Source organism: Vibrio sp. RW (assembly GCF_027587105.1).
Taxonomy (GTDB): domain Bacteria; phylum Pseudomonadota; class Gammaproteobacteria; order Enterobacterales; family Vibrionaceae; genus Vibrio; species Vibrio toranzoniae.
The window spans coordinates 15,523-42,519 of sequence record NZ_JAPPTM010000002.1 but is presented as its reverse complement, the minus strand read 5'-3'; the positions used below and the strand labels follow the sequence as shown (position 1 = coordinate 42,519).

Here is a 26,997-nt window from a genome sequence, read left to right as displayed (position 1 = left end):
GTATTAATCTTCTAAATTTTCTACATCAATGCGATTTGCTTTATCAAGCACCGATGCTTTTGCGCGGATCTTCGCTTCAAGCTTGTCGACAAGGTCATCGTTGTCAAAACGCTCTTTCTGACGCTTACCGTCTTCATAGAAGGCACTCTTACGTGCACTACCCGCTAGACCTAAGTGAGACACTTCAGCTTCACCAGGGCCGTTAACCACACAACCGATGATTGATACATCCATTGGGGTAATAACGTCTTCTAAGCGCTCTTCAAGAGCGTTAACGGTGTTAATAACATCGAACTCTTGACGAGAACAGCTCGGACACGCAATGAAGTTGATGCCACGCGAACGAATGCGCAAAGATTTAAGAATATCAAAGCCGACTTTGATCTCTTCAACAGGATCCGCCGCGAGTGAGATACGCAGCGTATCGCCGATACCTTCAGACAATAACATACCTAAACCGACCGCTGACTTCACAGAACCAGCACGAGCACCGCCCGCTTCGGTAATACCAAGATGAAGTGGTTGGTCAATCTGCTTGGCAAGCAAACGATAAGAACCGACGGCTAAGAATACATCCGAGGCCTTAACGCTGACTTTAAACTGATCAAAGTTCAGACGGTCTAGGATATCTACATGACGCATCGCGGATTCAACAAGCGCTTCTGCTGTAGGCTCTGTGTATTTCTCTTGGATCTCTTTTTCAAGAGAGCCGCCGTTAACACCAATACGAATCGGAATATTCATATCGCGAGCGCAATCCACAACAGAGCGGATACGGCTTTCGTTACCGATATTACCAGGGTTGATACGCAGACAGTCTACGCCATATTCTGCCACTTTAAGGGCAATACGATAATCAAAATGGATATCAGCAACCAAAGGAATAGAAACTTGCTGCTTGATTAGCTTAAACGCTTCAGCGGCATCCATAGTTGGTACAGATACGCGAACGATATCAGCACCCACTTTTTCCAAAGCTCGAATTTGAGCAACGGTCGCGGCTACATCGGTTGTTCTTGTGTTGGTCATGGATTGCACAGCAATTGGCGCACCATCACCGATCGGCACATCACCCACATAAATACGGGTTGATTTGCGACGAATAATAGGAGATTCGTGTTGCATATTAACTCTAAGGTAAGGTTATTCTAGCGACTTTGCCTGAAGTATACCCAGAAAGGTCGACAGGTTCACTTGCAAATGTCATCGATACGCCCTCAGGTGCACCTAGAATCACTTTGTATGGCGCCGTTCCTGAAAGATTGAGTGTCTGACCTGCTTTTTTGATACCGGTAGACAAAGTCTTGCCTGCCGCATCTTTTACTTGAATCCAACAATCAGCAGAAAATTGCATAACGAGCTGATCAGCTACAGATTCAGGAGTTACAACGTCTGGTTCAGCAACAGCAGAGTCAACCTCTGCGGCTGCTTGGGTTTCTTCAACTTGCGTGAGTGTATCTGAAGATTCAGCAGCACTAACCACGGTAAGAGCATCAACACTTTCGATAACGGCTAATGAATCTAACTCAGGAGTAAGCGGTTCTTCAACCACCAACTCTTCTGGGCTCTCAGCATTGACCAGAGATTGAGATAAAGTGTCTTGTTGTTGATTCTGCCACCACCACAATGAAGAGATACCAGCAATAACAGCGAAGATACTCCAAGTCAGCAACATAATGCGACTGTTGTGCTTCTCGGTTTTTGTTTTACGAGAAAAGCTCAACATTTCTTGTTCTTGATGTTGAGCATCACCTGCATGGTGAAGTGCGCTCAGTACCACTTTTTCATCAAGGTTGACGTATTTCGCGTATGAGCGAATGTAACCACGCATGAAAGTCGCCACTTGATCTGACTCAAATTGGTTTTCTTCGATTTGTTGTATCAAAGTAACGCGAAGCTTTAAGCGATCAGAGATCTGTTTTTGTGTAAGACCAAGAGACTCGCGTTTATTTTTGAGAAGCGTTCCCGCCTCCAAAGCTGGAGCAACGGTTTCTTGTGTTTTTGTATCGTGTTCTGTGTTCATAAAAAGTGAACTTCTAAAGATTATCGCAGGTTGATGAGAGCATTTTTATTATCGTTTAAGCTCAATCTAGCAACCCACTTTATGTGAAATTTTTCCTGTTACCTAAATCATCAACCCTTAAAAGCGAACATCACTCATATTGTTATGAATGATCCTCTCAGGAAGCTAGTTTATCAAGTAGCCAACCTAAATAGACATATTGATGATTAGTAGCAAGCGAGCACTTAAATTAATTTAAGGTTATTTAATCATAAGCTAATGCCATTGCAAGGCAAAAACACTTTAAACAAAATTTACCGTCAGCTCATGCTTTTGTACAAAATTTGACGAAAAATGTAAGAAAGCACGGAGAAGAAGCTCAAAATGACAAAACTTCTTCCCTGAAAAGCAACAAGCCAGAAGTAATGCTTCTGGCTTGTTTAGGTTCAAACTATCTTTTATACCGCTTTTACTTCAATCACACCGCCTGCAATCAAATTCGCTTCTGATGCGGCTTTGATCATTTTAGTGCGCTTGGTTCTATCAATCACATCACCCACTAACTGCCCACATGCGGCATCAATGTCATCACCACGAGTTTTACGAACGGTTACGGTATAATTGTATTCCATTAACGTTTTTTGGAAGCGGTCAATACGCGAGTTGCTTGGCTTCTTATAAGGCGATCCCGGGTAAGGATTAAATGGAATTAAGTTAACCTTACACGGCGTGTCTTTCATTAACTCTGCAAGCTCACGAGCGTGGTCCATATCATCATTCACATGATCCAATAGAACGTACTCAACCGTTACTTTACCGCGGTTAGCATTTGAAGAAGCAATGTAACGACGAACAGACGCTAGGAAATCTTGAATATCCCAACGATCATTAATCGGCATGATCTGGCTACGTAGTGCATCGTTTGGCGCGTGTAGAGAGATAGCCAACGCAACATCAATGTTGTCTGTCATTTGGTCAAGGCCAGAAACAACACCAGAAGTTGATACCGTAACACGACGCTTAGACAGTGCGAAACCTAGGTCATCAAGCATGATTTCTAATGACGGCATTAGGTTCTTCATGTTTAGCAGCGGCTCACCCATCCCCATCATTACGACGTTAGTAATTGGGCGACGACCCGTTTCTTTCTCTAGGCCTATTTCACGAGATGCACGCCAGATTTGGCCAACGATCTCTGAAACTTTTAAGTTACGGTTAAAACCTTGTTGAGCAGTAGAGCAGAATTTACATTCGAGTGCACAACCAACTTGAGACGATACACATAACGTCGCACGGTCACCATCTGGGATGTATACGGTTTCAACATCTTGATCGCCAACGCTCATTGCCCATTTAATTGTGCCGTCTGAAGAGTGTTGAGCTTCTGAAACAACTGGTGCAACAATCTCACAACGACGCTCAAGTTTTTCACGTAACTTTTTGTTGATGTTGTTCATTTTTTCGAAGTCATCAACACCGAAATGATAAATCCACTTCATCACCTGCTCTGCTCGAAACGCTTTCTCATTCAGTTCTTCTGCGAAAAATTGACGAAGACCTTTACGATCAAAATCGAGTAGATTGACTTTAGCTGTGGTCATGATGCCTCTCAATGACGGAACAATAATTAAGGGCGCGAATTGTACAGGCTTTACGCAACTTCAACAAGCATTGTAAAACCCTGTGTTTATTAAGACATTCAAACTTAAACGATTAAAACTTGAACAATTTTGTTTATTGGCCTGAGATTACCTAATTTAAACAAAATATTCCCGACAGCACTCCTTCGTTGTTTCGGGAATAACGTAAACCCACTTACAAAAAAAGCCTCACCGAAGTGAAGCCTTTAAAACTTATTCGCAGTGCCGATTATTGAGCTGGGCGTGGGCAAATTTCAGATTCTGGGAAGAAGAATTCGATTTCGCGAGCTGCAGACTCGGGGCTGTCGCTGCCATGTACTGAGTTGTAACGCATGCTGATTGCGTAGTCAGCACGAATAGTACCGCAAGCCGCTTGTTCTGGGTTAGTTTTGCCCATAAGTTCACGGTAACGAGCGATCGCGTTTTCGCCTTCAAGCACTTGAACCATGATAGGACCAGAAGTCATGAACTCTTTAAGTGGTCCAAAGAACTCTTTACCTTCATGTTCTGCGTAGAAGCCACTCGCTTGCTCTTCAGTTAGACGAACCATTTTAGCAGCAATAATTTCTAGACCTGCTTTCTCGATACGGTGGTAGATTTCACCAACAAGGTTACGCTTAACTGCATCCGGCTTAACAATTGAGAACGTTCTTTCTAGAGCCATAGGGATTCCTTCACTTCATTTTTGTTATTAAATACTGAAAGTACTGAGATCATTCGATCTTAGTGTTATGAATAAGCGGCATTAAATACCGCGCACTTTTATTATTTTGCTTGGTCGATAAGAAGGCGAGCCAGAGTACGGACACCCATACCAGTCGCACCTGCCGACCATTTATCACTTGCTGACTTACGGTAAGTACCCGCGCAGTCCATATGAATCCAACCTTTTTTGTAATCATCAACAAAGTAAGAAAGGAACGCAGCCGCTGTACTTGCACCCGGAGAGTAATCCCCAGAGCTTATGTTTGAGAGATCAGCAAAGTTAGAAGGCAGCATACCACGGTGGAAGTCAGCAAGAGGCAGTGGCCAAAGACCCTCTTTTTCTTGATTTGCCGCCGTTAATGCTTGGTGAGACAGCTCATCGTCGAAGCTTAATAATGCGTGGTAGTCGTTACCTAGTGCATTTTTAGCCGCACCGGTTAACGTTGCGCAGTCGATGATCAGATCTGGGTTTTGTGCACTGGCGTACATCAAACCATCAGCAAGAACCAAGCGACCTTCCGCATCGGTATTCATGATCTCAACCGTCTTACCATTTTTGTAAGTAATGATGTCACCAAGCTTCAACGCACGGCCAGAGATCATGTTCTCTGCACAGCATAAGATAAGTTTAATGCGCTTGTTTAAGCCACGCTCAATCGCAAGGCCTAAGCCACCCGTAATGGTTGCCGCACCGCCCATGTCAGCCTTCATCGCTGTCATGAATTGACCTGGCTTAATGCTATAGCCGCCTGAATCGAAAGTGATGCCTTTACCGACTAGGCAAGCAAATACCGGTGCGTTTTCATCGCCGGTTGGGTTGAAGTCCAGTTGAAGCATCGCAGATGTGCGTTCAGAGCCGCGGCCTACCGCATAGATGCCTTCCCAACCTTCGGTAAGTAGGTCTTTGTCTTTAACGATTTTCGCTTTAACTGTGCCCGCAGGAGCCACTGATTTGATGTATTCGGCTGCCATCGTCGCTAATTGACGAGGCGCCACTTCTTCAGCGGTTTTATTGATAATGTCACGAGTCCAATCAGTAGAACGAATGCGAGCCTCTAGTTCAGCTTGGTCGGCTTCTGAAAGTGCATCCCACTCCAATGCATTCTTTTTCTTTGGTCCACGGTAGCCTTGATAAAAAGCCCAAACACTTTCGAGATCCCAACCTTCACCACGAAGTGATACGAATGCAATACCTTGTCCATCAAGTGTACGACCAGCACGTTGAACCGCGCCTAAATCGTGGCCTTCGCCAATATGAATTGTCGATCCCGCTTCAGAGAACGATAAAATAGCTCTTTCTCCCCACTGAGGCTGGGCAGCTTCTTGACTTAAAAATACAGACATCTGTGTAGACATGATTTCTCCTTGTCATGAACCACCTTGCTTGAGTGGCTCGGTTATTTTTTATTAGCGCACTGATGTTAGCATTATGTAGAAGTAAAATGTCATTTTGATAAAAAACGGACCATAAGGTCCGCTTTTTTAGTAAGAATTGTTAACTTGGCTGCGTTTTATATTGGACAGATCCCAACCCACGACCAAATCATTAGACAAGAGGCTTAGTCCATCTCATCCATCCAGCACAAAATAATCGCCTCTAAGATTTTCTCATTCGAGTGATTAGGCTCGTCATCAAACTCTTCAAGGTCTAGCACCCACTGATGCAAATCGGTAAAACGTACCGTTTTAGGATCAGTATCTGGGTACAAATCACATAGTTCAATTGCGATATCTCGCGAATCAATCCACTTCAAGCTCATAACACTTCCTTATATTTATCAGCGACGCTCTGTCACCTTTATGATCTATACTTTAGGTCAGTTTTGTTAAACCGTTATCTCAGTCATGGCGAAACCACCATAACTGTAGAGAAGTTCTTAGTGATCTTCAGACGCTAGGTTCAATGTGTACTTTGGAATCTCAACAACTAGGTCTGTATCAGCCATTTTAGCTTGGCAACCAAGGCGAGATTCCATTTCTAAGCCCCATGCTTTATCCAGCATGTCGTCTTCTAGGTCATCACTCTCTTCTAAAGAATCGAAGCCTTCGCGAATCACAACATGACATGTAGTGCAGGCGCATGACTTTTCACACGCGTGTTCAATACCAATACCGGCCTTCAATGCAACATCAAGAACCGTTTCGCCAGTTTTTGCTTCTAAAACAGCGCCCTCTGGACATAGATCTTCGTGAGGTAAAACAATAATCTTTGGCATGCTTATCTATTCTCTAACTATTAAATATTATCGACTGACTGACCTGACAGTGCAGCACGAATTGATTTATCCATACGACGAGAAGCAAAGTCTTGGCTCGCTTTGTCGATATTCTTAATTTCTAGTTCAATGGCATCAGCATTGTCGCCATTACGCACTTCAATCAACACTTCAATCGCTTGAACAAGTTGCTGTTTCCCTTGTTCATCTAGAAGCTCGTCACCATCAGCTTGCATTGCAGCAATCAAGCCTTCGATAACACGATCAGCTTCTACGCGTTGTTCCGCAAGAGCACGTGCTTGCATGTCTTCTTTGGCAAACGTCATCGAGTCTTTCAGCATGTTAGACACTTCGTCGTCGCTTAGGCCGTAAGAAGGTTTAACCTGGATTTCTGCTTGAACGCCAGTGCTCTTCTCCATAGCGGTAACCGATAATAGACCATCAGCATCCACTTGGTAAGTCACACGAATATGCGCCGCTCCCGCTGTCATTGGGGGAATGCCTTTTAGAGCAAAACGAGCCAGTGAACGACAGTCGTCAACCATTTCACGTTCGCCTTGCACGGTATGCACTGTCATTGCAGTTTGACCGTCTTTGAACGTGGTAAACTCTTGTGCGCGAGCCACAGGGATCGTGGTATTACGAGGGATGATCTTTTCGACCAAACCGCCCATGGTTTCAATACCTAAGGAAAGCGGGATAACATCCAGTAGTAACATTTCAGAATCTGGCTTATTGCCGACTAAGATATCCGCTTGAATCGATGCGCCAATCGCAACCACTTCATCAGGGTTAATGCTGGTTAGTGGTGTACGACCAAAGAAGTCACCGACCATTTCACGTACAAGCAATGTGCGAGTTGAACCACCCACCATGACCACTTCGAGAACTTCGTCCGCATCAACGTCTGCATCTTTCAGTGCACGGCGGCACGAAAGCAATGTTTTCTTAACCAGCGGCTTGATGATCTCTTCAAACTCTTCACGAGTTAATGAACCAGACCAACCAAGCACTTCAACATCAACACTTTCAGCTTCAGATAAGCCAATCTTCGCTTCTGTTGCTGCATCTAGCAGAATACGATTCTGTTCTGCTGTTAGTACTGATAAGCCCATTTTCTCTTGAAAGTGCTCCGCGACTAAATGGTCAAAATCATCACCACCTAATGCAGAGTCGCCACCCGTTGCAAGTACTTCAAAAACGCCTTTAGATAGGCGTAAGATAGAGATATCAAACGTACCACCACCTAAGTCATAAACGGCAATGATCCCTTCCCTACCTGAATCTAATCCGTATGCAATGGCTGCTGCCGTTGGTTCATTCAAAAGACGTAAAACATGGAGACCGGCAAGCTGTGCTGCGTCTTTAGTACCTGCACGTTGTGCATCATCAAAATACGCAGGAACGGTAATCACAGCACCAGAGAGCTCCCCACCCAACGTGGACTCAGCACGTTGACCTAGCGCTCGCAGAATATCTGCTGATACTTGGATTGGGTTCTTGTTGCCTTGCTCAGTGCGAATCACAGGTAGACCATTATCACTTTCTTCAAACTGATATGGCAGAGATGGGTATCGCTGTTGAATATCTGACAGTGAACGACCGATTAATCGCTTTACTGAGATAATGGTATTTTTAGGATCAGTCTGTGCACTTGCACGCGCTTCATCACCCGTTGTGTATGACTCTGACTGATAGTGAACAACGGAAGGCAAAATACTGCGGCCTTGTTGGTCCACGAGAGTGCTCGCCTCACCACTGCGCACTGCCGCAACCAATGAGTTTGTTGTACCTAAATCAATACCCACAGCAAGCTTGTGCTGGTGAGGAGCGGCGCTTTGCCCTGGTTCTGCTATCTGAAGTAGTGCCATGGATGTGTCCTTGTTATACAAACTAGCCGATCAGACGATCTTCAACTAGCTCAATTTCATTCTTTAATTTTGCAATAAACTTAAGCTTTCTTACTCGGTCTGCTGCCTCTAGCCAAGCTTCGCTGTCGAGTTCTTGTTGGATAGCACTTAATTGTTGTTTATACATTTTGCTAACCTTTCCTTCAAATGCAAGTAATGCATCTTCAGGGTTAGAACTGTCGGCAATATCTTCAAGCTCTTCACGCAACTCCATCTGCTCCATCAGAAACATTGGATCTTGCATGGTTTGCTGCTCGCCGCGAATATCCTCACCGTGTTGAATCAACAGGTATTCAGCACGGCTGATTGGATTCTTCAACACCTGATACGCATCATTGATTTGTGCCGCTTTTTGCACGGCCAATAAGCGATCACGCTCAGAAGCTGTAGCAAATTTATCAGGGTGGAATTGGCGTTGTAGATCTCTAAACTGAGAAGAAAGAAGGCTACCATCCAGTTGAAACTGAAGTGGTAGCCCAAATAATTCGAAATGATTCATTTAACGGTGGTCCTAAGTTTAGGCTTTTTAAACAAAGCCTAATTTTATTCTTCGCTCACAATAAACGCTTAACGATTGAAGTGTTTATACGTTGAAGCTCTCACCACAACCACATTCGCCTTTGGCATTAGGGTTGTTGAATTCAAAACCTTCGTTTAGGCCTTCTTTGACATAATCAAGCTCAGTACCGTCTAGGTAGACTAGGCTCTTTGGATCAATGATAACCTTCACACCTGAATGCTCGAACACTTCGTCTTCTTCGTTAAGCTCGTCAACGAATTCTAGTACATACGCCATACCCGAACAGCCAGTCGTTTTTACCGCTAAGCGTAACCCGATACCTTTACCTCGGTTATCTAGGAAAGCTTGAACTCGGCTTGCTGCCGTATCTGTCATGGTGATGGCCATACTACAACCTTGTGTTTTATATAAATTGAGAACTCAGGGGGAGCACAAAGGATGCTCCCAAATATTGCTTATTTTACGTAATTACTTAATGAAACGATTAACGTTTCTTTTTGTAATCCGCAACGGCTGCTTTGATTGCGTCTTCAGCAAGAATTGAACAGTGAACTTTCACTGGTGGCAACTCTAGCTCTTCGGCAATTTCAGAGTTTTTGATAGCCGCCGCTTCATCAATGCTTTTACCTTTAACCCACTCAGTGACTAGTGAGCTAGAAGCGATTGCGCTACCGCAACCATAAGTTTTGAATTTTGCGTCTTCAATAATACCTTCTGCAGATACTTTGATTTGCAGTTTCATTACGTCACCACAAGCTGGTGCGCCAACCATACCGCTACCAATACTTGGGTCTTCTTTATCAAACGAACCTACGTTACGTGGGTTTTCGTAGTGATCAATTACTTTTTCGCTATATGCCATGATAGTTACCTCGAATCCTCTAGTTCCGTGAGATTAGTGATGAGCCCACTCAACAGTGTTCAAATCAATCCCTTCTTTATACATATCCCATAGAGGAGACATGTCGCGTAATTTGTTTACCGCTACACGAATTTGTGCAATCGCGTAGTCGATTTCTTCTTCCGTAGTAAAACGGCCGAATGAGAAACGTACAGAACTGTGTGCGAGTTCGTCATTTAGACCAAGAGCACGTAGAACGTATGAAGGTTCTAAGCTTGCTGATGTACACGCTGAACCTGATGATACCGCTAGGTCTTTTAGAGACATCAGCAGAGACTCACCTTCAACGAAAGCAAAGCTCACGTTTAGGTTGTGTGGTACACGTTGGTCTAGGTCACCGTTTACCGTTACCGCTTCTAGATCTTGAACCCCTTTCAATAGGCGCTCACGAAGTACTAATGCGTGATCGTAATCTTTCTGCATGTCTTGCTTAGCAACAGCACAAGCTTCGCCCATACCCACGATTTGGTGAGTAGCAAGCGTACCTGAACGGAAACCACGCTCATGACCGCCGCCGTGCATTTGCGCTTCAAGACGAATACGTGGCTTACGACGAACGTAAAGTGCACCGATACCTTTAGGGCCATACATTTTGTGAGCTGAAAGTGAGATTAAGTCAACTTTCATCTCTTGTACGTCTAGTGGAATTTTACCCGCAGACTGAGCCGCATCAACGTGGAAGACGATCTTACGTGAGCGACATAGTTCACCGATTGCAGAGATATCTTGGATGACACCAATCTCGTTATTTACATGCATGATAGAAACTAAAACAGTATCTTCGCGCATTGCAGCTTGTAGCTTGTCTAGATCGATGATGCCGTTTGCTTCAGGTTCAAGGTAAGTTACCTCAAAACCTTCACGTTCTAGTTGGCGACATGGATCAAGAACCGCTTTGTGTTCTGTTTTGCACGTGATTACGTGCTTACCTTTCTTCTCGTAAAAGTGCGCAGCACCTTTGATAGCAAGGTTATCTGACTCTGTAGCACCCGATGTGAAAACAATTTCACGTGGATCTGCATTCAGTAAATCGGCAATTTGCTCACGAGCATTATCTACTGATTCTTCTGCCTGCCAGCCGTAACGGTGTGAACGAGATGCAGGGTTACCGAAGTTACCGTCAATCGTCATACACTGAACCATTTTTTCAGCAACACGTGGATCGACTGGGCATGTAGCTGAATAGTCAAAATAAATAGGCAGTTTCATTTTCTACTCCAATGTAAAAACTGACCGCTAAGAGCGGGCATTGACACCGTGAGGTGCTGCACTAATCGTTGTAGTGCTCGTATTCTTATGTGCAAAACCATTATTAACCGCAAGATCGATATCTTGACGGTCAGAAGTTTCTAAAACTTCGTTATCTTTCATTAGCTCACCGAGCGTAATGTCATTTAAGAAGCTACTGATTCGGGAGCTTAAATCACGCCATAGGGTATGAGTTAAACAACGACTACCACCTTGGCAATCTGCTCGACCGTGACATTTAGTTGCATCAACGGATTCGTCCACTGCGGCAATCACAGTTCCGACAGCGATGTCGCTTGCTTCAGCACCTAAACGGTAACCGCCGCCAGGACCACGAACACTAGCAACTAAACCAGCTTTACGTAACTTAGAAAACAGTTGTTCTAAGTAAGATAACGATATGCCTTGTCGCTCTGAAATATCAGCCAGAGGAACCGGGCTTTTTTGCGAATGCAGTGCTACATCTAGCATAGCTGTTACCGCATATCTTCCTTTAGATGTAAGTTTCATATCACACCGTATCCACATTGTTTATGTGGTTGGAATTTTCCCATACTTGACTAAATTGGTCAAGTATTTAACTGACTAAATTAGTCAAGTATTCATCCTTGAATATTATGTGGGATTTATTTGTCGCTTTTGCTCTTCTCTATTGAAGTCAAAATACCACGTAGAGTGTTGATTTCTTGCAACTCTGGTCGTGCTCGGCTGAACATACGACGTAGCTTATTCATCACCTGACCAGGCTTATCCTTAGAGATAAATTGGGTCTCAATGATCACTTTTTCAAGGTGCTCATAGAACATTTCTAGCTCTTCGTGACGAGGGTATTCATCTTGTTGTTGTGGCTGATATTGGCTAGCCACCATATCAAGGTGTGCAACACGAACCTCGTAGCTCAGAGTCTGTACCGCCATCGCTAGATTTAATGAGCTGTACTCTGGGTTAGCAGGGATACATACGTGATAGTGACATTTCTGCAGTTCATCATTCGTTAAGCCAGTACGTTCACGACCGAACACCAATGCGACTGGGTACTCTTGACCTTCAACAGCAAATTTTTGTCCACACTCACGAGGTTCAAGCATAGGCCACTCAAGTGTACGTGAACGCGCACTTGAACCGACCACCAAGCCACAGTCTTTTACAGCTTCATCAAGCGTAGAAACAATGGCCGCATTTTCTGCGATGTCACCTGCTCCAGCAGCCAGTGCTAAGGTCTGCTCGTCAACTTCACATTGAGGGTCTACAAGAACTAATTGACTCAAACCCATCACTTTCATTGCGCGAGCTGCTGAGCCGATATTTCCCGAATGAGACGTACCGACCAGAACGACTTTTACATTGTCTAACATGCTATATGACACCACTTTAAAATTAATCGCGAGATATTAACACATAGCAAAGTAAAATGGTCAGACCCTTCGCGGAATGTGAATTCAAGAGTTCAAAAAACAACCACTTCCTTTTTACGGAAACTTTGGTATACTCGCCGCCGCTTTAAATTGTTCTTTAACATCTTGTGGGAAAAACCATATGCATCCAATGCTAAACATTGCGATACGCGCTGCGCGTAAAGCTGGCAACCATATTGCAAAATCTCTAGAAACAACAGATAAGATCGAAACGTCTTTGAAAGGTAACAACGATTACGTTACTAACATTGCTGAAGAAGCTGAGTACATGATCATTGAGACAATCAAAGCATCTTACCCAGAGCACAGCATTATTTCTGAAGAGAAAGGCCTAACTGAAGGTAAAGACTCTGACGTACAATGGATCGTTGACCCACTCGATGGCACCAACAACTTTGTAAAAGGTTTCCCTCACTTCTCTGTATCTATCGCAGTTCGCATGAACGGCCGTACAGAAGTAGCTTGTGTTTATGACCCAATGCTAAACGAGCTATTCACCGCTCAACGTGGCGCTGGCGCACAGCTTAACAACGCTCGTATGCGTGTTACTCAACTAAAAGACCTTCAAGGTACTGTTCTAGCGACTGGTTTCCCATTCAAGCAAAAACAACACTCTGAATCTTTCATGAAGATCATCTCTGGTCTATTCATCGACTGTGCTGATTTCCGTCGTACAGGCTCTCCTGCTCTTGACCTATGTTACCTAGCAGCAGGCCGTGTTGATGGTTACCTAGAACTAGGCCTTAAGCCATGGGATCTAGCTGCTGGCGATCTAATCGCTCGTGAAGCTGGTGCTATCATGACTGACTTTGCTGGCGGTACTGATTACATGACTTCTGGTAACGTTGTTGCTTCAAGCGCACGTGGTGTTAAGTCTATTCTTAAGCACGTTCGTGAGAACGCTAACGAAGGTATGCTGAAGTAATTCAGGCCTTACATTAACGCTCCCTGTTTCAAGGGCGCATAGAAATTCCAAAGCCTCGCTACTGCGAGGCTTTTTTGTACCTGCGATTCAAAGATACGAGCTACGAGCTACGAGCTACGAGCAGGATGTTTCTTAGTTACATTAAGTACAACTCACTTCGCCGATAAATTGCATTGAGCTTCCCCACAAATGCAGACGTAAAAAAACCGCTAGTTGCCTAGCGGTTTTTTGGTTTACCGAAACTTGTTAAGCCAAGGCCTAAGGCATTTCTTCAAACTCTTCACCTTCTTTTTCCACTTGTGGTGGCATTAGGTGCTCACGTGTAATACCCAACTTCATAGCCAGTGCTGATGCAACGTAGATAGAAGAGTAAGTACCAACCGTAATACCTAACAGAAGTGCGGTTGCGAAGCCGTGAATCATAGCACCGCCCTGTACAAACAGTGCGATAACTACGAATAGCGTTGTACCAGAAGTGATCAATGTACGGCTCAATGTTTGTGTGATTGAGTTGTTCAGTACTTCAGGCGCTTCACCTTTACGCATCTTACGGAAGTTCTCACGAATACGGTCGAATACAACGATGGTATCGTTGAGGGAGTAACCGACTACCGTTAGCAAGGCTGCTACGATGGTTAGATCCACCTCAATTTGCATTAGAGAGAACACACCAAGTGTGATGATAACATCGTGCGCAAGTGCTAATACCGCACCCGCAGCCAAACGCCATTCAAATCGCACTGATACGTAGATCAATATACAGATAAGAGAAACGATGATAGCAAGGCCACCAGCTTCTGTTAGTTCATCACCCACGTTAGGGCCTACGAACTCGATACGGCGCATTTCAACTTGCTCACCAGTACCGTCTTTAATAGCAGCCAGAATCTGGTTACCAAGCGTTTCGCCTGCAACACCGTCACGCGGGCGTAAACGAACCATAACCTCACGTGCCGACCCAAAGTTCTGTACCGTTGCATCTCCAAAGCCTTCAGCCTCTAGTGAGCTACGGATATCGGGTAGGTTTGCAGGTTGCTCAAAACCGACTTCAATCAGAGTACCGCCAGTAAAATCTAACCCCCAGTTCAACGATTTCGTTGTTAAGGTAAAGATGGCAGTACCAATCATCAAGATAGAAAACACAAAGGCAAATTTTGACCAACGCATAAAGTCGATCATTTTTTCTGCTTTTAGAATCTGAAACATATTAATTCCTAGCCTTAGATCGACAGTTTCTTAACGCGTTTACCACCATACATCAGGTTCACGATGCAACGTGTTCCGATAATAGCTGTAAACATTGAAGTCAAGATACCAATTGATAACGTTACCGCGAAACCTTTAATCGCACCGGTACCGACAGCAAATAGAATGATTGCTGTTAGTAGTGTGGTGATATTGGCATCGGCGATAGTGCTGAATGCGTTCGCGTAACCTTGGTGAATGGCTTGCTGCGGACTACGTCCATCTCGAAGCTCTTCACGTATACGCTCAAAGATCAGAACGTTGGCATCAACCGCCATACCGACCGTCAATACGATACCAGCAATACCTGGCAGGGTCATAGTCGCCCCCGGAATCATCGACATTACACCGATAATCAACACCAAGTTAGCCATTAGCGCAATGTTCGCAATAAGACCAAAGCTACGGTAGTAAAGCAGCGTGAATAGCATAACTGCAGCCATACCCCAAACCATCGCCATGATACCCATATCGATGTTTTGTTGACCCATAGATGGACCAATCGTACGTTCTTCTACAATCGAGATAGGCGCAATCAAAGCACCCGCACGCAGTAGAAGTGCCAAGTTATGAGCTTCAGCCGTTGAGTCGATACCAGTAATACGGAAGTTACGACCAAGCGCTGATTGAATTGTCGCTTGGTTAATGACTTCTTCGTGCTTACTTAGGATCACTCGGCCTTCAGGTGTTTTACGACCACTGTCTTTGTACTCTGCAAATACGGTTGCCATTAGCTTACCGATGTTCTTTTTAGAGAAAGCCGACATCTTGCTACCACCTTCGCTGTCTAACGAGATGTTAACTTGTGGACGACCATACTCATCAACACTAGAGCTTGCATCAGTAATACTTGAACCGCCTAAGATAACGCGCTTCTCAAGTACCACAGGACGACCATCACGATCTTGCTTGATCTCACTCCCCGCAGGAGCACGACCAGAAGCAGCTGCAGCTAAATCTGCACTGCTATCGACTTCACGGAATTCAAGAGTCGCGGTTGCGCCTAAAATTTCTTTAGCGCGAGCCGTGTCTTGAACACCTGGCAATTCCACTACGATACGGCTAGCACCTTGACGTTGAACCAAAGGCTCAGCTACACCAAGTTCGTTAACACGGTTACGTAGAATAGTAATGTTTTGCTCTACCGCGTAGTTGCGGATTTCTTGAAGGCGAGTTTCAGTGAAGTTAGCCACCAAAGAGAAACGACCGTTAGATGCAGAATCTACGAACGTCATATCTTGGTGTTGAGATTGCAGTAACGATTTCGCTTCAGCAAGCTGCTCTTCGTTACGCAGAAGCACTTCAACGGCATCTTTACCCGATGGGCGAATTGCACGGTAACGAATCTTTTCTTCACGAAGTTCGCTGCGGAACGCTTCTTCTTGTTGGCCAACGAGCTTTTCCATTGCAGCGTCCATATCCACTTCCATTAAGAAGTGAACACCACCACGTAGGTCAAGACCCAGTTTCATTGGTGCAGCACCAATAGATTCAAGCCAATCAGGAGTTGAAGCTGCTAAGTTTAAAGCAACGATAACGTCATCGCCTAGTGCCTCTGTGATGATATCACGGGCGCTAATTTGCGTATCTGTATCATTAAAGCGAACAAGAATGGAACCGTTTTCTAAAGCAACGGATTTAGTAGAAAGGCTCTCTGCTTCAAGAGCATTGGTGACAACATCCAGCGTAGACAGATCTACAGAGGCGCCACGCGCCCCTGTAACTTGAACTGCCGGATCTTCACCGTATATATTTGGAAGTGCGTATAGCGCAGTGATAGCAATGGCAAACACCACCATCAAATACTTCCATAACGGATAACGGTTTAGCACAGCGAGGATCCTCTAGCTGTTTATAGAGATTTCAGAGTACCTTTTGGTAGCACTGCTGTAACGAAGTCTTTTTTGATAACGACTTCGTTGTTTGCATTCAGTTCGATAGCAACGTAGTCGCTGTCTTCAGCAATCTTAGTGATCTTGCCAATTAGGCCGCCGCTTGTAAGAACTTCGTCGCCTTTGCCCATAGAAGACATAAGGTTCTTGTGCTCTTTAACACGCTTCGCTTGTGGACGGTAGATCATGAAGTAGAAGATCACAGCGAACATACCTAGCATGATAAGCATTTCGAAACCGCCGCCTGCTGGTGCACCTTCTGCTGCTGCGTGAGCTTGAGAAATAAACATTAAAAACATCCTCTATTATATTTTGGTAATTGTTTGTCTAATTGGGTTATATCCCTTTATTTTCAAGCCCCACCTCTTGGAAGAGAGATAGGACTCGCAAAAAAGAAATACTAAGATTCTTTGCCTAGTGGTGGCACTTCACGCCCCATTCTTGCGTAGAACTCTGCAACGAACTCTTCAAAGCGGTCTTCATCGATAGACTGACGAATGTCTGACATTACTCGTTGGTAGAAACGCAGGTTATGAATCGTGTTCAGTCTAGCACCTAGGATTTCGTTACAACGATCCAAATGGTGTAAGTACGACTTGCTGTAGTTCTTACAAGTGTAACAGTCACACTCTGAATCTAGTGGTGTTGTATCGGTTTTATGCTTCGCATTACGGATCTTGATCACACCTTCAGTCACAAATAGGTGGCCGTTACGTGCATTTCGCGTTGGCATTACGCAGTCAAACATGTCGATACCACGACGAACACCTTCAACCAAGTCTTCAGGTTTGCCTACGCCCATTAGGTAACGTGGCTTATCTTCCGGCAGTTGAGGACATGTGTGCTCAAGAATGCGGTGCATATCTTCTTTTGGTTCGCCTACTGCTAGGCCACCAACTGCGTAACCATCAAAACCAATTTCAGTTAGGCCTTTAACAGATACATCACGAAGGTCTTCGTACACACCACCTTGAACGATGCCGAATAGTGAGTTCGGGTTTTCAAGCTTGTCGAAGTGGTTGCGTGAACGCTCAGCCCAACGAAGAGACATCTCCATTGAGTCTTTTGCTTCTTTGTGTGTCGCTGGGTAAGGCGTACACTCGTCAAAGATCATGACGATATCTGAACCTAAATCTTTTTGGATTTCCATCGACTTCTCAGCGTCCATGAAGATCTTGTCACCGTTGACAGGGTTACGGAAATGAACACCCTCTTCAGTGATTTTACGCATTGCACCTAGGCTGAATACTTGGAAGCCACCTGAATCTGTCAGGATAGGACCGTGCCAGTTCATGAAATCGTGCAGGTCACCGTGCATTTTCATGATTTCTTGACCAGGACGTAACCATAGGTGGAATGTGTTACCTAATAGGATTTCAGCACCTGTGTCTTTTACTTCTTCAGGTGTCATACCTTTTACAGTACCGTAAGTACCTACGGGCATGAATGCTGGGGTTTCAACGGTACCGCGTTCAAACTGAAGTTGACCACGACGTGCGCCGCTATTAGTTTTTTTAAGTTCGTATTTTAATTTCACGAAGCCTCCAATATGCCAGAGAAACAATCTGACTGTTAATTCAGAACCTTAGGCCAAACAAAAGTTCAGTCTAGTGGGTTCTATGAGGAGCGGTCGCGTATTCCTTGCGAGAGATTAGACAGACACCCTGCCCGACTCCTAGCTTACTGCTAGCACCCGTAAATTTTTGTATCGCTTAAACCAGCTTAAATTAGCTCGTTTTCTTATTGATGAACATCGCATCGCCGTAGCTGAAGAAACGATATTCGCTCTTCACGGCGTGATCGTATGCGCCCATCACATTGTCGTAGCCAGCAAATGCACTCACCAACATAATCAGTGTTGATTCTGGCAAGTGGAAATTGGTAATCAAGCAATCCACCAACTGGTATTCGTAACCTGGGAAGATAAAGATTTCTGTGTCACCAAAGAAAGGAACTAACTCTGTGCCTTTATTACGTGCATCTTGCGCTGCACTTTCCAGTGAACGAACCGATGTTGTGCCAACCGCAATAATACGCCCGCCACGCGCTTTTGCAGCCGCTACGGCATCCACCACTTCTTGCGGTACTTCAACGTACTCAGCATGCATGTGGTGATCATTGATGTTGTCCACTTTTACGGGCTGGAATGTGCCAGCGCCAACGTGAAGCGTCACGTAAGCAAACTCAACACCTTTCTCTTTCATGCCAGCCATGAGCTTGTCATCAAAGTGAAGACCTGCTGTTGGCGCTGCAACCGCACCCGGCTTTTCGTTATAGACAGTCTGGTAGCGCTCTTTATCTGCATCTTCATCAGGGCGATCGATATAAGGAGGCAGTGGCATATGACCAACACTGTTAAGAATCTCTAATACGCTTTGATCAGAGGTGAAATGGATTTCAAATAACGCATCATGACGCGCCACCATTTCAGCTTCATACTCATCATTCTCACCAAGGAACAACTTAGTGCCCGGCTTCGGTGATTTAGAACAACGAACATGCGCAAGAATGCTTTTCTCATCGAGCATACGCTCAACCAGCACTTCAAGCTTACCGCCTGATGCCTTGCGACCGAATACACGAGCAGGAATAACACGAGTGTTATTAAAAACAACAAGATCGCCTGGTTCAACCAAGTCTAAAACGTCTTTAAACGAACCATCTGTCAGGTTGCCATTATTGCCGTCTAATTTAAGCAGGCGGCTTGCTGTACGCTCTTCTTGAGGGTAGCGAGCAATAAGTTCATCTGGTAGGTCAAAGTGAAAATCTGAAACTTGCATGTTTGTAGTCTTGTCTTAGTTGATGAGATTTGTGCTGTTGACGAATAATAAATCATGGTTGCAGATCAATCGTTACGGTAAGTCAATCGTTACCAGAAACACATCACAAACACGACTAAAAATTTCGCAGTGGGCTAGTATAGGCACACGAGCCGCAATAGCAAGGTTTACGGCAAGTGATTATTGTAAAGAGGCGTAAAATAATGCTACCCACTCATCGCTTCAAGTTAGATAATTAGTTGCATAAAACTGTTTCAAAAATGCGCCAGCTCTCAGTTATTTTTTAGATAAAAAACTATAGTGATAACAACAAATAAAAAAATAAGGAGGTTCGTATGATCAAGGTTGAAGATATGATGACTCGCAACCCTCATACTCTATTGCGCTCACACTCACTGGCCGATGCTAAACACATGATGGAAGCGCTTGATATCCGCCATATCCCAGTCGTTGATGCTGACAGAAAGCTACTTGGTGTTGTTACCCAACGAGACGTTCTCGCCGCTCAAGAATCCAGCCTACAAAATATCCCACAAGCTCAATCTTTTACTCTTGCCACTCCCCTCAATGACATTATGCACAAAAGCGTTATGTCGGTAGAACCGCGTGCAGGATTAAAAGAGTCAGCTATCTATATGCAGAAACACAAAGTGGGCTGCTTGCCTGTCGTAGAAAATTATGAATTAGTGGGTATTATTACAGACAGTGACTTCGTCACGATAGCGATCAACCTACTAGAACTACAAGAAGATGCGGAGCCAGAAGAAGTCGAAAATTAATCCACTTATTTTACTCGCAATAACCTCTGGAGCCTTTTTATCTAAGGCTCTTCACATATCTAAACTGAAACGCCTCTAAACCTCCCCTCTTTTTTAAAAAACTAGAAACTAGCTACTAAAAAACAAGAATATCAACAACCTACTTTACACATCATTCTTAGATGTAAAAATATAGTGAAACAGCACTATTTATTAATATATTTATCATTAAAATGATAACGAATTATTAAGAATAAAAAAGCGGCTTCACTAGGAAATATATTTATGAGTTTAAAGAAATTGCTGTCCTTGGGTTTTGGTGTGATTCTCACGCTAATTTTGGTTATTTCAATCGTTGCTTCATTACGCTTTTATCAATCGAGTGATGGGTTTAATAGCTACCGTTCCCTTGCATTGACCAGTGTCTCGACAGGGCGAATCCAAGCCAACATACTGGAAGCTCGTTTGTCTGCACTTAAATATATTAAGAACCCGATTCCTTCACATATATCTGAATTGAGTAGACGTATCACAGCATCAAATCAATTGATCGATGACCTACTAAACTCTCGCTTTGACAACCTGAACAAAAGTGAATTTCTAATGATAAAGAAGCAGCTTGAGCAATACAGCCATGGCTTTAGCAAAGTTGTTCAATTGGTCAATACGGAAAATAATCTAGTTCAAGAAACTTTAGACCCATCAGGTATCGATATGCGAAAAGCAGTAACGAACTTGATGCTCCAAGCTTCAGTCGAAGAGGATTTAGAGGTTGCCGCAAGTTCAGGGGAACTTCAACAGCATGTCTTACTATCAAGATTGTACGCCTCTAAGTTTTTGGCCAGCAATAAAACAGAAGATGCTCAGCGTGCTGAAAAAGAGCTGTCCTCTGCAGCATTAATAGCAAAAGCTATCGAATCGCAGTTAATGTCGATGGAGCAAATCGGCCACCTAAACGACTTTACTAATGCTTCCAAAATTTATCGCTCCACATTTTCGAAGGTCGCTAACACAATAAACGAGCGCAACAGCATCATTACAGAGACACTTGATCTTGCTGGTATCAATGCGGCTAAAACCATTGAAGAAATCAAACTATCGACACAAGCAAAACAAGATTCTGTCGGGCCTAGTATGGTCGAGCGATTTTCTAGTGCTCAGTGGGTTCTCGGCGTTCTTTCTATTATTGTTGTAGCGGCTTCCCTGAGTATTGCCATCTCAATTTACCGCAGTGTTTGGAAGGTAGTAGGAGGAGAGCCGAGTGATATCCAATCAATTGTTGCTGAGGTTGCTTCTGGTGATCTTTCTAAGCAGATCCCAATTACAGGTAAAGAAACCGGTATATACGCTAACACTTTAGCGATGCGCCAGGAACTGCGCCGAATCATTGATGGTTTCCACCAAATTTCAGACAACGTTTCAGCAGCCTCAGTTGAGCTAGCCGCAGTGATGAGTCAGACCGAAGGAAATGCCAAACAAGAACTGAGTCAAATGGAACAAATAGCAACCGCTATCAATGAGCTCTCCAGTACTGCAAATGAGGTTAGTCAAAATGCGGCTAGCGCTGAGAATGCAGCAACCGGCGCAACTTCCAATGTAAAAGAGGGGGGCGTTTCACTCGATAGATCCGATGATATTTCTCGCAAGGTTGAAGACTCGATCGAAGAGACATCAAACATTGTCAATCAACTGCAAGAGTACTCAGTGGAGATCGGCACTGTTATTGAAGTGATCAACGCCATATCGGATCAAACTAACTTGCTAGCGCTAAACGCAGCCATTGAAGCGGCTCGAGCTGGCGAGCAAGGAAGAGGTTTTGCAGTGGTTGCTGATGAGGTTCGTTCTCTGGCCGCTAAAACACAACAGTCAACTATCGACATTCAAGAAATAATATCTCGACTTCAAGCACAAGCGAAAGATGCTAATCAATTCATGCAATCTAACCTGTCGCTAGCCGTGGAGTCTCGTCATTACAGCGAACAGCTTAGAACTGCATTTGCATCAATCACTGAATCCGTTGGCCTGATTTCAGATATGAATACACAAGTCGCGACAGCATCTGAAGAGCAGTCTGGGGTCACACAGGACATTTCACAAAATGTTTCTTTAACCTTTGATATTGTCCACCAAAATGTCTCTGGAATCGAGCAAAGCAAACAAGCAAGTGAAGAGCTGTCTTCATTAGCTGTGAAACAAAAAGACTTACTGAGCTTTTTCAAAATATAACGTTATAAACGCCACTATTGTGGCGTTTTTCTTATCGAATGACGTTACAAAAAGATCGACTTAACTCACCGCTCAAAATTAGGTTTGATGCTTCAATATTGTCTACAACAATTCAGAAACCACATCGGCTAATTGGTGAAATGTTTCACGACGCGAAGAGCTTGGGCGCCATACAAGGCCAATATCGCGGTAGGCCTTTTGACCTGGCGGATCGATAACCACGAGATTCTGATTCTCAAGCAAACCGTGATCGATAGCCATCTGAGGAATAAAGGTGGTTCCTAAGCCATTTGCCACCATTTGCACTAGTGTGTGTAAGCTTGTTGCAGTGAACGGGTTGATCTTCTCTTTATCGGTTAACTTACAGGCTGACACTGCATGCTCTGTTAAACAGTGTTCATTCTCTAACAAGAAAACAGATTCGTCTGGCAGATCATCATATTTTATAGGAACACGAATCCCATCAGCTTGATTACGACTGATCACCATTCTAAAAGGATCTTGCCCAACAACTTTACTCTCCATGTTGTCGATATCAACAGGCAGGGCCAGAATTAATACATCCAGCTCGCCATGGCGCAGCGCAGCTAATAGGTTAGTTGTCGTGTCTTCACGTAACAGCAAGTTCAACTGTGGGAAGCGTTGATTCGCTTCTTGTACCAAATCGCATAATAGGAACGGGGCAATAGTAGGGATACATCCCAGCCGCAGCTGACCTTGCATCGTATCGCCATTACACAAACTACCAAGCTCGACTAAGTCTTGCCCTTTCGCCAATAGCTCTCGACCATGCTTCACCACCAGCTCACCCGCTTGAGTAAAAACTAATGGGCTCTTTTTATCTTTCTTCTCATAAAGAGGGCAACCAATCAGCTCCTCTAAATTTTGAATACCTTTACTTAATGTAGATTGACTGACGAAACAGCGATCAGCTGCATCACTAAAGTGACGAGTTTCGTGAAGCGTAACAAGATAGTGAAGTTGCTTAAGACTTGGCCATTTATTCATGAAATTACTTTGTAATATGAGTAGGATAAATTAGGTAAAGGTCATCAGACCTAAGGACTGGGCAAAGAATAAGCTCATCGTTTTTTTCGATTAACTTAATCTATTTAATTCGCTTTTTTCTATAGTACATATTGTACTATAGTTTGTCCCGTAGAAACGGAGCCCAAACAAAGATGTGTTGGGCCAACTAATTTTTAGGAGATTCCAAATGGTACTAGTAGGTCGTCAAGCCCCTGACTTTACTGCAGCAGCTGTTCTAGGTAACGGTGAGATCGTTGATAACTTCAACTTCGCAGAATTCACTAAAGGTAAGAAAGCGGTAGTTTTCTTCTACCCACTAGACTTCACTTTCGTTTGTCCTTCAGAGCTAATCGCTTTCGACAACCGTCTAGAAGATTTCCAAGCTAAAGGCGTTGAAGTAATCGGTGTTTCTATCGATTCACAATTCTCTCACAACGCATGGCGTAACACCGCTATCGCTGACGGCGGTATCGGTCAAGTTAAATACCCTCTAGTTGCTGACGTTAAGCACGAAATCTGCAAAGCATACGATGTTGAGCACCCAGAAGCAGGTGTTGCTTTCCGTGGTTCTTTCCTAATCGATGCTGACGGTCTTGTACGTCACCAAGTAGTTAACGATCTTCCGCTAGGTCGTAACATCGACGAAATGCTACGCATGGTAGACGCACTAAACTTCCACGAGAAGAACGGTGAAGTTTGTCCTGCACAATGGGAAGAAGGTAAATCAGGTATGGACGCATCTCCAAAAGGTGTTGCAGCATTCCTATCTGAGCACGCTGACGACCTAAGCAAGTAATTACCTCTTAAGCCCGAACTCAACACGGGTTAATGGTTGGATGAATCTCTTTAAAGAGAAATAAGCATAAGCTAATAGCGCAAAGCGCACCGCCAATCAGTTAAGAAGTAAAGTCTTATTCAAAGCCCGAAGTTAACGCTTCGGGCTTTTTGTTTTCCTCTATCCAACATCAATGATCCCACGCCATTTACCTAGCCATGAATTGAGGTAACCGCAAGACCAAACTTTACCCCTATTTTCCTCTGTTACCATCTATTCAAAATCGCATCTAGATTGCTATTATTTGATCAATATCTTTTTGAACGGATAAATATGATGAACACTGAAATTGAAGTGTGTATTGATAACTTAGAATCCTTACACAATGCCTTGTCTGGCGGAGCAAATCGAATTGAGCTTTGCTCCTCACTCGCTTTAGGTGGACTAACGCCGAGCTTTGGAATGATGAAGCAAGCCGCTCAGATTTCATCGGTTCCGGTATACGCTATGATACGCCCACGACAGGGCGACTTCATTTTCGATGACGACGATATGCTCTGCATGTTGGAAGACATTGAAGCGAGCTCTAAAGCAGGATTGAATGGAGTGGTGCTAGGAGTATTAATGCCTAACGGAAGTATTGATATGCCGAAAATGCAGCAACTGGCAGACAAAGCACACTCCTTAGAACTAGGAATCACTTTCCACAGAGCCATTGATAATAGCTCTGATTACCAAACGGCGTTAGAACAAATTATTTCACTTGGATGTGAAAGAGTCCTAACATCCGGGCTTGCTGTTAATGCCGAGCAGGGAGTCAATGTATTGGCAGACATGGTCACACAAGCGAATGGTAGAATCGATATCATGGCAGGCGCTGGCGTAAACGCGACTAACGCTAAAGTGATTCAAAGCACCACCCAAGTACCCGCACTTCACCTTTCAGGGAAATCCACAAGAGCTAGCCGAATGGAAAACGGCTCGTCCGCTCAAATGGGGAGTGATGATATTGATGATTACCAGATTCCTGTCACTGACGCCAACAAGGTATTTGATGTGAGGGTCGCTTTAACGATTAAAGAGTAATAACCACTAACATAAGTCGAAGAGTACCAAATTGCCGAATCTCACTCATGCCATATTAAGTTCAGTACGGTCACTGCCAACTGTCGGTTTAAGTCGTATGGGAAGCACTTTTCGAAGAGACGAGTTCAATCTATTTTAGTGCGTCATCTAGGCTTTGTTCACCTAGATGTCGAACATCTTTTCCCTTAACAAAATAGATAATATATTCGCAAATATTTTGGCAACGGTCGCCCACTCGTTCAATAGCACGAGCTGACCACATAACCTGTAAGATAATAGGTATATTCTTCGGCTCTTCCATCATGTAAGTCATTAGCTGACGAATTACAGCTTCGTATTCAGCGTCTAGCTTATCATCAAGCTTATGTACTTCAGCCGCGGCATCAACATCCATACGTGCAAATGCATCCAATACCTGATGGAGCATAGTTATCGCTTGACGACAAAGAGGCTCTAAAGAAACATGAAACTTCTGGTCTTTGGCTGAGGGGGCCTCTATCGCGCCTTGCGCTATTTTAGAAGCGACATCACCAATTCTTTCCAAATCAGTAATCGTTTTGATGATCGCCATAATCAAACGAAGGTCTTTTGCGGTGGGCTGACGCTTAGCAATAATACGGGTGCATGCCTCATCGATAGACACTTCCATCGCATTCACTTTATGATCGTCACGAATCACTTTCTTAGCCAGTTCAACGTCATCTCTGTGAAGCGCTTGCATTGCAAATGAAAGTTGCTGTTCCACGAGCCCACCCATGGTGAGTACGTGAGTACGGATCGACTCTAATTCGACGTTAAATTGCCCTGAAATGTGGCGACCGAAATGCATATCAGCTCCTTGCAAAGAAATAAATCAAACCGTTTATATAGAGTGGTTTAACTCTAGGTGGCACCAACTCAAAAGTTAACCGTACCTACCTGTAATGTAGTCTTCTGTTTGATTTTTCAATGGCGACGTAAATATTGAGTCCGTATCTGAGTACTCGATCAATTTCCCCATATGAATGAAAGCAGTATGGTCACTAACACGAGCAGCCTGTTGCATGTTATGAGTCACGATGACCACGGTATATTGTGTTTTTAGCTCGTTGATTAACTCTTCAATAGTCAAAGTAGAAATTGGATCCAAGGCCGATGTTGGCTCATCTAGCAAAAGTACTTCCGGTTCAATCGCAACCGCTCGAGCAATAACTAATCGTTGCTGTTGGCCGCCAGATAAACCAAAGGCATTCTCATGCAAACGATCTTTTACTTCATCCCATAACGCCGCTGCGCGTAATGAACGCTCAACCGCATCATCAAGATCACGACTATTACTCAGACCTTGCAGCCTCAACCCATAAACCACATTCTCATAGATGGATTTAGGGAAAGGATTCGGGCGTTGAAATACCATACCAACACGACGTCTTAAGGTCGCTACATCAACCTTAGGATGATAAACATTGTTTCCGTACAACTTCACTTTGCCGGAGACTTTGCAGCCTTCAACAAGATCGTTCATACGGTTAATACAGCGAAGCAGTGTCGACTTTCCACAACCCGAAGGACCGATAAAAGCCGTCACCTGCCCTTTAGGTATTGTCATCGAGATATCATCAAGTGCCTGCGCTTCTTTGTAGTATAGGTTCAGCCCTTCAATCGAGATGGCTGTTTGCTCTTCAGTTAGGTTGTGCACATCTAAAGGTGCTTGATAACCCAAGGTTTCATTAATTGAGAACATC

27 protein-coding genes are annotated in these 26,997 nt (G+C 44.1%); 5 read left to right on the top strand and 22 right to left on the bottom strand.

Going from position 1 to position 26,997, the window contains the following annotated elements; all coding sequences use genetic code 11:
- Positions 1-3 precede the first annotated feature (3 nt).
- From ispG to trmJ, 14 genes are all read right to left on the bottom strand, one after another.
- On the bottom strand, positions 4-1,125 hold the full coding sequence (ispG, locus tag OCT63_RS01685) for a flavodoxin-dependent (E)-4-hydroxy-3-methylbut-2-enyl-diphosphate synthase (protein ID WP_046223650.1): 1,122 nt from the start codon (positions 1,123-1,125) through the stop codon (positions 4-6).
- A 7-nt stretch (positions 1,126-1,132) separates the two neighbouring features.
- Complete coding sequence (locus OCT63_RS01680) at positions 1,133-2,023, bottom strand: RodZ domain-containing protein (protein ID WP_269983065.1); 891 nt, start codon at positions 2,021-2,023, stop codon at positions 1,133-1,135.
- 437 nt (positions 2,024-2,460) lie between these two features.
- The gene (locus OCT63_RS01675; RefSeq protein WP_017056191.1) at positions 2,461-3,603 is read right to left on the bottom strand and encodes a bifunctional tRNA (adenosine(37)-C2)-methyltransferase TrmG/ribosomal RNA large subunit methyltransferase RlmN; all 1,143 of its coding nucleotides are present in this window, start codon (positions 3,601-3,603) and stop codon (positions 2,461-2,463) included.
- Positions 3,604-3,871: 268 nt separating this feature from the next.
- Complete coding sequence (gene ndk / locus OCT63_RS01670; RefSeq protein WP_060468413.1) at positions 3,872-4,306, bottom strand: nucleoside-diphosphate kinase; 435 nt, start codon at positions 4,304-4,306, stop codon at positions 3,872-3,874.
- Between the two features lie 101 nt (positions 4,307-4,407).
- Positions 4,408-5,703 carry an aminopeptidase PepB gene (pepB, locus tag OCT63_RS01665; protein WP_060468414.1) on the bottom strand — a complete coding sequence of 432 codons (1,296 nt, stop codon included), beginning with the start codon at positions 5,701-5,703 and terminating at the stop codon, positions 4,408-4,410.
- 203 nt (positions 5,704-5,906) lie between these two features.
- The gene (gene iscX / locus OCT63_RS01660) at positions 5,907-6,107 is read right to left on the bottom strand and encodes a Fe-S cluster assembly protein IscX (RefSeq protein WP_004740335.1); all 201 of its coding nucleotides are present in this window, start codon (positions 6,105-6,107) and stop codon (positions 5,907-5,909) included.
- Positions 6,108-6,224: 117 nt separating this feature from the next.
- Positions 6,225-6,563 (bottom strand): ISC system 2Fe-2S type ferredoxin, encoded by a 339-nt coding sequence (gene fdx, locus OCT63_RS01655; RefSeq protein ID WP_060468415.1) that lies wholly within the window; start codon positions 6,561-6,563, stop codon positions 6,225-6,227.
- A gap of 20 nt (positions 6,564-6,583) precedes the next feature.
- The gene (hscA, locus tag OCT63_RS01650; protein WP_060468416.1) at positions 6,584-8,434 is read right to left on the bottom strand and encodes a Fe-S protein assembly chaperone HscA; all 1,851 of its coding nucleotides are present in this window, start codon (positions 8,432-8,434) and stop codon (positions 6,584-6,586) included.
- Between the two features lie 22 nt (positions 8,435-8,456).
- A complete protein-coding gene (hscB, locus tag OCT63_RS01645; protein WP_017056186.1) occupies positions 8,457-8,972 on the bottom strand; it encodes a co-chaperone HscB in 516 nt (171 codons plus the stop codon).
- 84 nt (positions 8,973-9,056) lie between these two features.
- Positions 9,057-9,380 carry an iron-sulfur cluster assembly protein IscA gene (gene iscA / locus OCT63_RS01640; RefSeq protein ID WP_010440519.1) on the bottom strand — a complete coding sequence of 108 codons (324 nt, stop codon included), beginning with the start codon at positions 9,378-9,380 and terminating at the stop codon, positions 9,057-9,059.
- A gap of 97 nt (positions 9,381-9,477) precedes the next feature.
- Positions 9,478-9,855, bottom strand: a complete 378-nt coding sequence (iscU, locus tag OCT63_RS01635; RefSeq protein WP_161673938.1) for a Fe-S cluster assembly scaffold IscU — start codon at positions 9,853-9,855, stop codon at positions 9,478-9,480.
- A gap of 33 nt (positions 9,856-9,888) precedes the next feature.
- Complete coding sequence (locus OCT63_RS01630; protein WP_017056184.1) at positions 9,889-11,103, bottom strand: IscS subfamily cysteine desulfurase; 1,215 nt, start codon at positions 11,101-11,103, stop codon at positions 9,889-9,891.
- 27 nt (positions 11,104-11,130) lie between these two features.
- Complete coding sequence (gene iscR / locus OCT63_RS01625) at positions 11,131-11,652, bottom strand: Fe-S cluster assembly transcriptional regulator IscR (RefSeq protein WP_029626962.1); 522 nt, start codon at positions 11,650-11,652, stop codon at positions 11,131-11,133.
- Positions 11,653-11,768: 116 nt separating this feature from the next.
- Positions 11,769-12,497 (bottom strand): tRNA (cytosine(32)/uridine(32)-2'-O)-methyltransferase TrmJ, encoded by a 729-nt coding sequence (trmJ, locus tag OCT63_RS01620; RefSeq protein ID WP_161687159.1) that lies wholly within the window; start codon positions 12,495-12,497, stop codon positions 11,769-11,771.
- Positions 12,498-12,678: 181 nt separating this feature from the next.
- Here trmJ and suhB point away from each other — a divergent pair, with 181 nt between their 5' ends.
- Positions 12,679-13,482, top strand: coding sequence for an inositol-1-monophosphatase (gene suhB / locus OCT63_RS01615; RefSeq protein ID WP_017056181.1), 804 nt, complete (start codon positions 12,679-12,681; stop codon positions 13,480-13,482).
- A gap of 258 nt (positions 13,483-13,740) precedes the next feature.
- On the opposite strand, the gene secF is transcribed toward suhB, so the two are convergent.
- The 5 genes from secF to queA form a co-directional block, all read right to left on the bottom strand.
- On the bottom strand, positions 13,741-14,688 hold the full coding sequence (gene secF / locus OCT63_RS01610; RefSeq protein ID WP_017056180.1) for a protein translocase subunit SecF: 948 nt from the start codon (positions 14,686-14,688) through the stop codon (positions 13,741-13,743).
- 14 nt (positions 14,689-14,702) lie between these two features.
- Positions 14,703-16,559 (bottom strand): protein translocase subunit SecD, encoded by a 1,857-nt coding sequence (gene secD, locus OCT63_RS01605; RefSeq protein WP_082710345.1) that lies wholly within the window; start codon positions 16,557-16,559, stop codon positions 14,703-14,705.
- A 20-nt stretch (positions 16,560-16,579) separates the two neighbouring features.
- Positions 16,580-16,909 carry a preprotein translocase subunit YajC gene (yajC, locus tag OCT63_RS01600; RefSeq protein ID WP_010440492.1) on the bottom strand — a complete coding sequence of 110 codons (330 nt, stop codon included), beginning with the start codon at positions 16,907-16,909 and terminating at the stop codon, positions 16,580-16,582.
- 110 nt (positions 16,910-17,019) lie between these two features.
- Positions 17,020-18,156, bottom strand: coding sequence for a tRNA guanosine(34) transglycosylase Tgt (tgt, locus tag OCT63_RS01595; protein WP_017056177.1), 1,137 nt, complete (start codon positions 18,154-18,156; stop codon positions 17,020-17,022).
- A gap of 190 nt (positions 18,157-18,346) precedes the next feature.
- Positions 18,347-19,399 (bottom strand): tRNA preQ1(34) S-adenosylmethionine ribosyltransferase-isomerase QueA, encoded by a 1,053-nt coding sequence (gene queA / locus OCT63_RS01590; protein WP_077680743.1) that lies wholly within the window; start codon positions 19,397-19,399, stop codon positions 18,347-18,349.
- 335 nt (positions 19,400-19,734) lie between these two features.
- Here queA and OCT63_RS01585 point away from each other — a divergent pair, with 335 nt between their 5' ends.
- Complete coding sequence (locus OCT63_RS01585) at positions 19,735-20,178, top strand: CBS domain-containing protein (protein ID WP_017056175.1); 444 nt, start codon at positions 19,735-19,737, stop codon at positions 20,176-20,178.
- Between the two features lie 264 nt (positions 20,179-20,442).
- Positions 20,443-22,383, top strand: a complete 1,941-nt coding sequence (locus tag OCT63_RS01580; protein WP_161687157.1) for a HAMP domain-containing methyl-accepting chemotaxis protein — start codon at positions 20,443-20,445, stop codon at positions 22,381-22,383.
- A gap of 102 nt (positions 22,384-22,485) precedes the next feature.
- Here the strand turns inward: OCT63_RS01580 and OCT63_RS01575 are convergent, their stop codons facing one another.
- On the bottom strand, positions 22,486-23,391 hold the full coding sequence (locus OCT63_RS01575) for a hydrogen peroxide-inducible genes activator (protein ID WP_017056173.1): 906 nt from the start codon (positions 23,389-23,391) through the stop codon (positions 22,486-22,488).
- Positions 23,392-23,599: 208 nt separating this feature from the next.
- On the opposite strand from OCT63_RS01575, the gene OCT63_RS01570 reads away from it, so the two are divergent.
- The gene (locus tag OCT63_RS01570) at positions 23,600-24,208 is read left to right on the top strand and encodes a peroxiredoxin C (RefSeq protein WP_004740353.1); all 609 of its coding nucleotides are present in this window, start codon (positions 23,600-23,602) and stop codon (positions 24,206-24,208) included.
- A gap of 315 nt (positions 24,209-24,523) precedes the next feature.
- Complete coding sequence (locus OCT63_RS01565) at positions 24,524-25,273, top strand: copper homeostasis protein CutC (protein ID WP_161687301.1); 750 nt, start codon at positions 24,524-24,526, stop codon at positions 25,271-25,273.
- Positions 25,274-25,403: 130 nt separating this feature from the next.
- On the opposite strand, the gene phoU is transcribed toward OCT63_RS01565, so the two are convergent.
- Positions 25,404-26,102: a phosphate signaling complex protein PhoU gene (gene phoU, locus OCT63_RS01560; protein ID WP_060468427.1), complete on the bottom strand. Its 699-nt coding sequence runs from the start codon at positions 26,100-26,102 to the stop codon at positions 25,404-25,406.
- A 75-nt stretch (positions 26,103-26,177) separates the two neighbouring features.
- Positions 26,178-26,996, bottom strand: coding sequence for a phosphate ABC transporter ATP-binding protein PstB (pstB, locus tag OCT63_RS01555; protein WP_017056170.1), 819 nt, complete (start codon positions 26,994-26,996; stop codon positions 26,178-26,180).
- Position 26,997: the final 1 nt, after the last annotated feature.

Excerpts from the sequence above, each read along its gene's own strand:
- hscB (WP_017056186.1), bottom strand. The coding sequence starts at position 8,972 with ATGAATCATTTCGAATTATTTGGGCTACCACTTCAGTTTCAACTGGAT.
- secF (WP_017056180.1), bottom strand. The coding sequence starts at position 14,688 with ATGTTTCAGATTCTAAAAGCAGAAAAAATGATCGACTTTATGCGTTGG.
- hscA (WP_060468416.1), bottom strand. The coding sequence starts at position 8,434 with ATGGCACTACTTCAGATAGCAGAACCAGGGCAAAGCGCCGCTCCTCAC.
- ispG (WP_046223650.1), bottom strand. The coding sequence starts at position 1,125 with ATGCAACACGAATCTCCTATTATTCGTCGCAAATCAACCCGTATTTAT.
- OCT63_RS01565 (WP_161687301.1), top strand. The coding sequence starts at position 24,524 with ATGAACACTGAAATTGAAGTGTGTATTGATAACTTAGAATCCTTACAC.
- phoU (WP_060468427.1), bottom strand. The coding sequence starts at position 26,102 with ATGCATTTCGGTCGCCACATTTCAGGGCAATTTAACGTCGAATTAGAG.
- fdx (WP_060468415.1), bottom strand. The coding sequence starts at position 6,563 with ATGCCAAAGATTATTGTTTTACCTCACGAAGATCTATGTCCAGAGGGC.
- suhB (WP_017056181.1), top strand. The coding sequence starts at position 12,679 with ATGCATCCAATGCTAAACATTGCGATACGCGCTGCGCGTAAAGCTGGC.
- yajC (WP_010440492.1), bottom strand. The coding sequence starts at position 16,909 with ATGTTTATTTCTCAAGCTCACGCAGCAGCAGAAGGTGCACCAGCAGGC.
- iscX (WP_004740335.1), bottom strand. The coding sequence starts at position 6,107 with ATGAGCTTGAAGTGGATTGATTCGCGAGATATCGCAATTGAACTATGT.
- ndk (WP_060468413.1), bottom strand. The coding sequence starts at position 4,306 with ATGGCTCTAGAAAGAACGTTCTCAATTGTTAAGCCGGATGCAGTTAAG.
- pstB (WP_017056170.1), bottom strand. The coding sequence starts at position 26,996 with ATGTTCTCAATTAATGAAACCTTGGGTTATCAAGCACCTTTAGATGTG.
- trmJ (WP_161687159.1), bottom strand. The coding sequence starts at position 12,497 with ATGTTAGACAATGTAAAAGTCGTTCTGGTCGGTACGTCTCATTCGGGA.
- OCT63_RS01675 (WP_017056191.1), bottom strand. The coding sequence starts at position 3,603 with ATGACCACAGCTAAAGTCAATCTACTCGATTTTGATCGTAAAGGTCTT.
- iscR (WP_029626962.1), bottom strand. The coding sequence starts at position 11,652 with ATGAAACTTACATCTAAAGGAAGATATGCGGTAACAGCTATGCTAGAT.
- OCT63_RS01630 (WP_017056184.1), bottom strand. The coding sequence starts at position 11,103 with ATGAAACTGCCTATTTATTTTGACTATTCAGCTACATGCCCAGTCGAT.
- queA (WP_077680743.1), bottom strand. The coding sequence starts at position 19,399 with ATGCAAGTTTCAGATTTTCACTTTGACCTACCAGATGAACTTATTGCT.
- OCT63_RS01575 (WP_017056173.1), bottom strand. The coding sequence starts at position 23,391 with ATGAATAAATGGCCAAGTCTTAAGCAACTTCACTATCTTGTTACGCTT.
- iscU (WP_161673938.1), bottom strand. The coding sequence starts at position 9,855 with ATGGCATATAGCGAAAAAGTAATTGATCACTACGAAAACCCACGTAAC.
- OCT63_RS01580 (WP_161687157.1), top strand. The coding sequence starts at position 20,443 with ATGAGTTTAAAGAAATTGCTGTCCTTGGGTTTTGGTGTGATTCTCACG.
- pepB (WP_060468414.1), bottom strand. The coding sequence starts at position 5,703 with ATGTCTACACAGATGTCTGTATTTTTAAGTCAAGAAGCTGCCCAGCCT.
- OCT63_RS01570 (WP_004740353.1), top strand. The coding sequence starts at position 23,600 with ATGGTACTAGTAGGTCGTCAAGCCCCTGACTTTACTGCAGCAGCTGTT.
- OCT63_RS01585 (WP_017056175.1), top strand. The coding sequence starts at position 19,735 with ATGATCAAGGTTGAAGATATGATGACTCGCAACCCTCATACTCTATTG.
- iscA (WP_010440519.1), bottom strand. The coding sequence starts at position 9,380 with ATGGCCATCACCATGACAGATACGGCAGCAAGCCGAGTTCAAGCTTTC.
- OCT63_RS01680 (WP_269983065.1), bottom strand. The coding sequence starts at position 2,023 with ATGAACACAGAACACGATACAAAAACACAAGAAACCGTTGCTCCAGCT.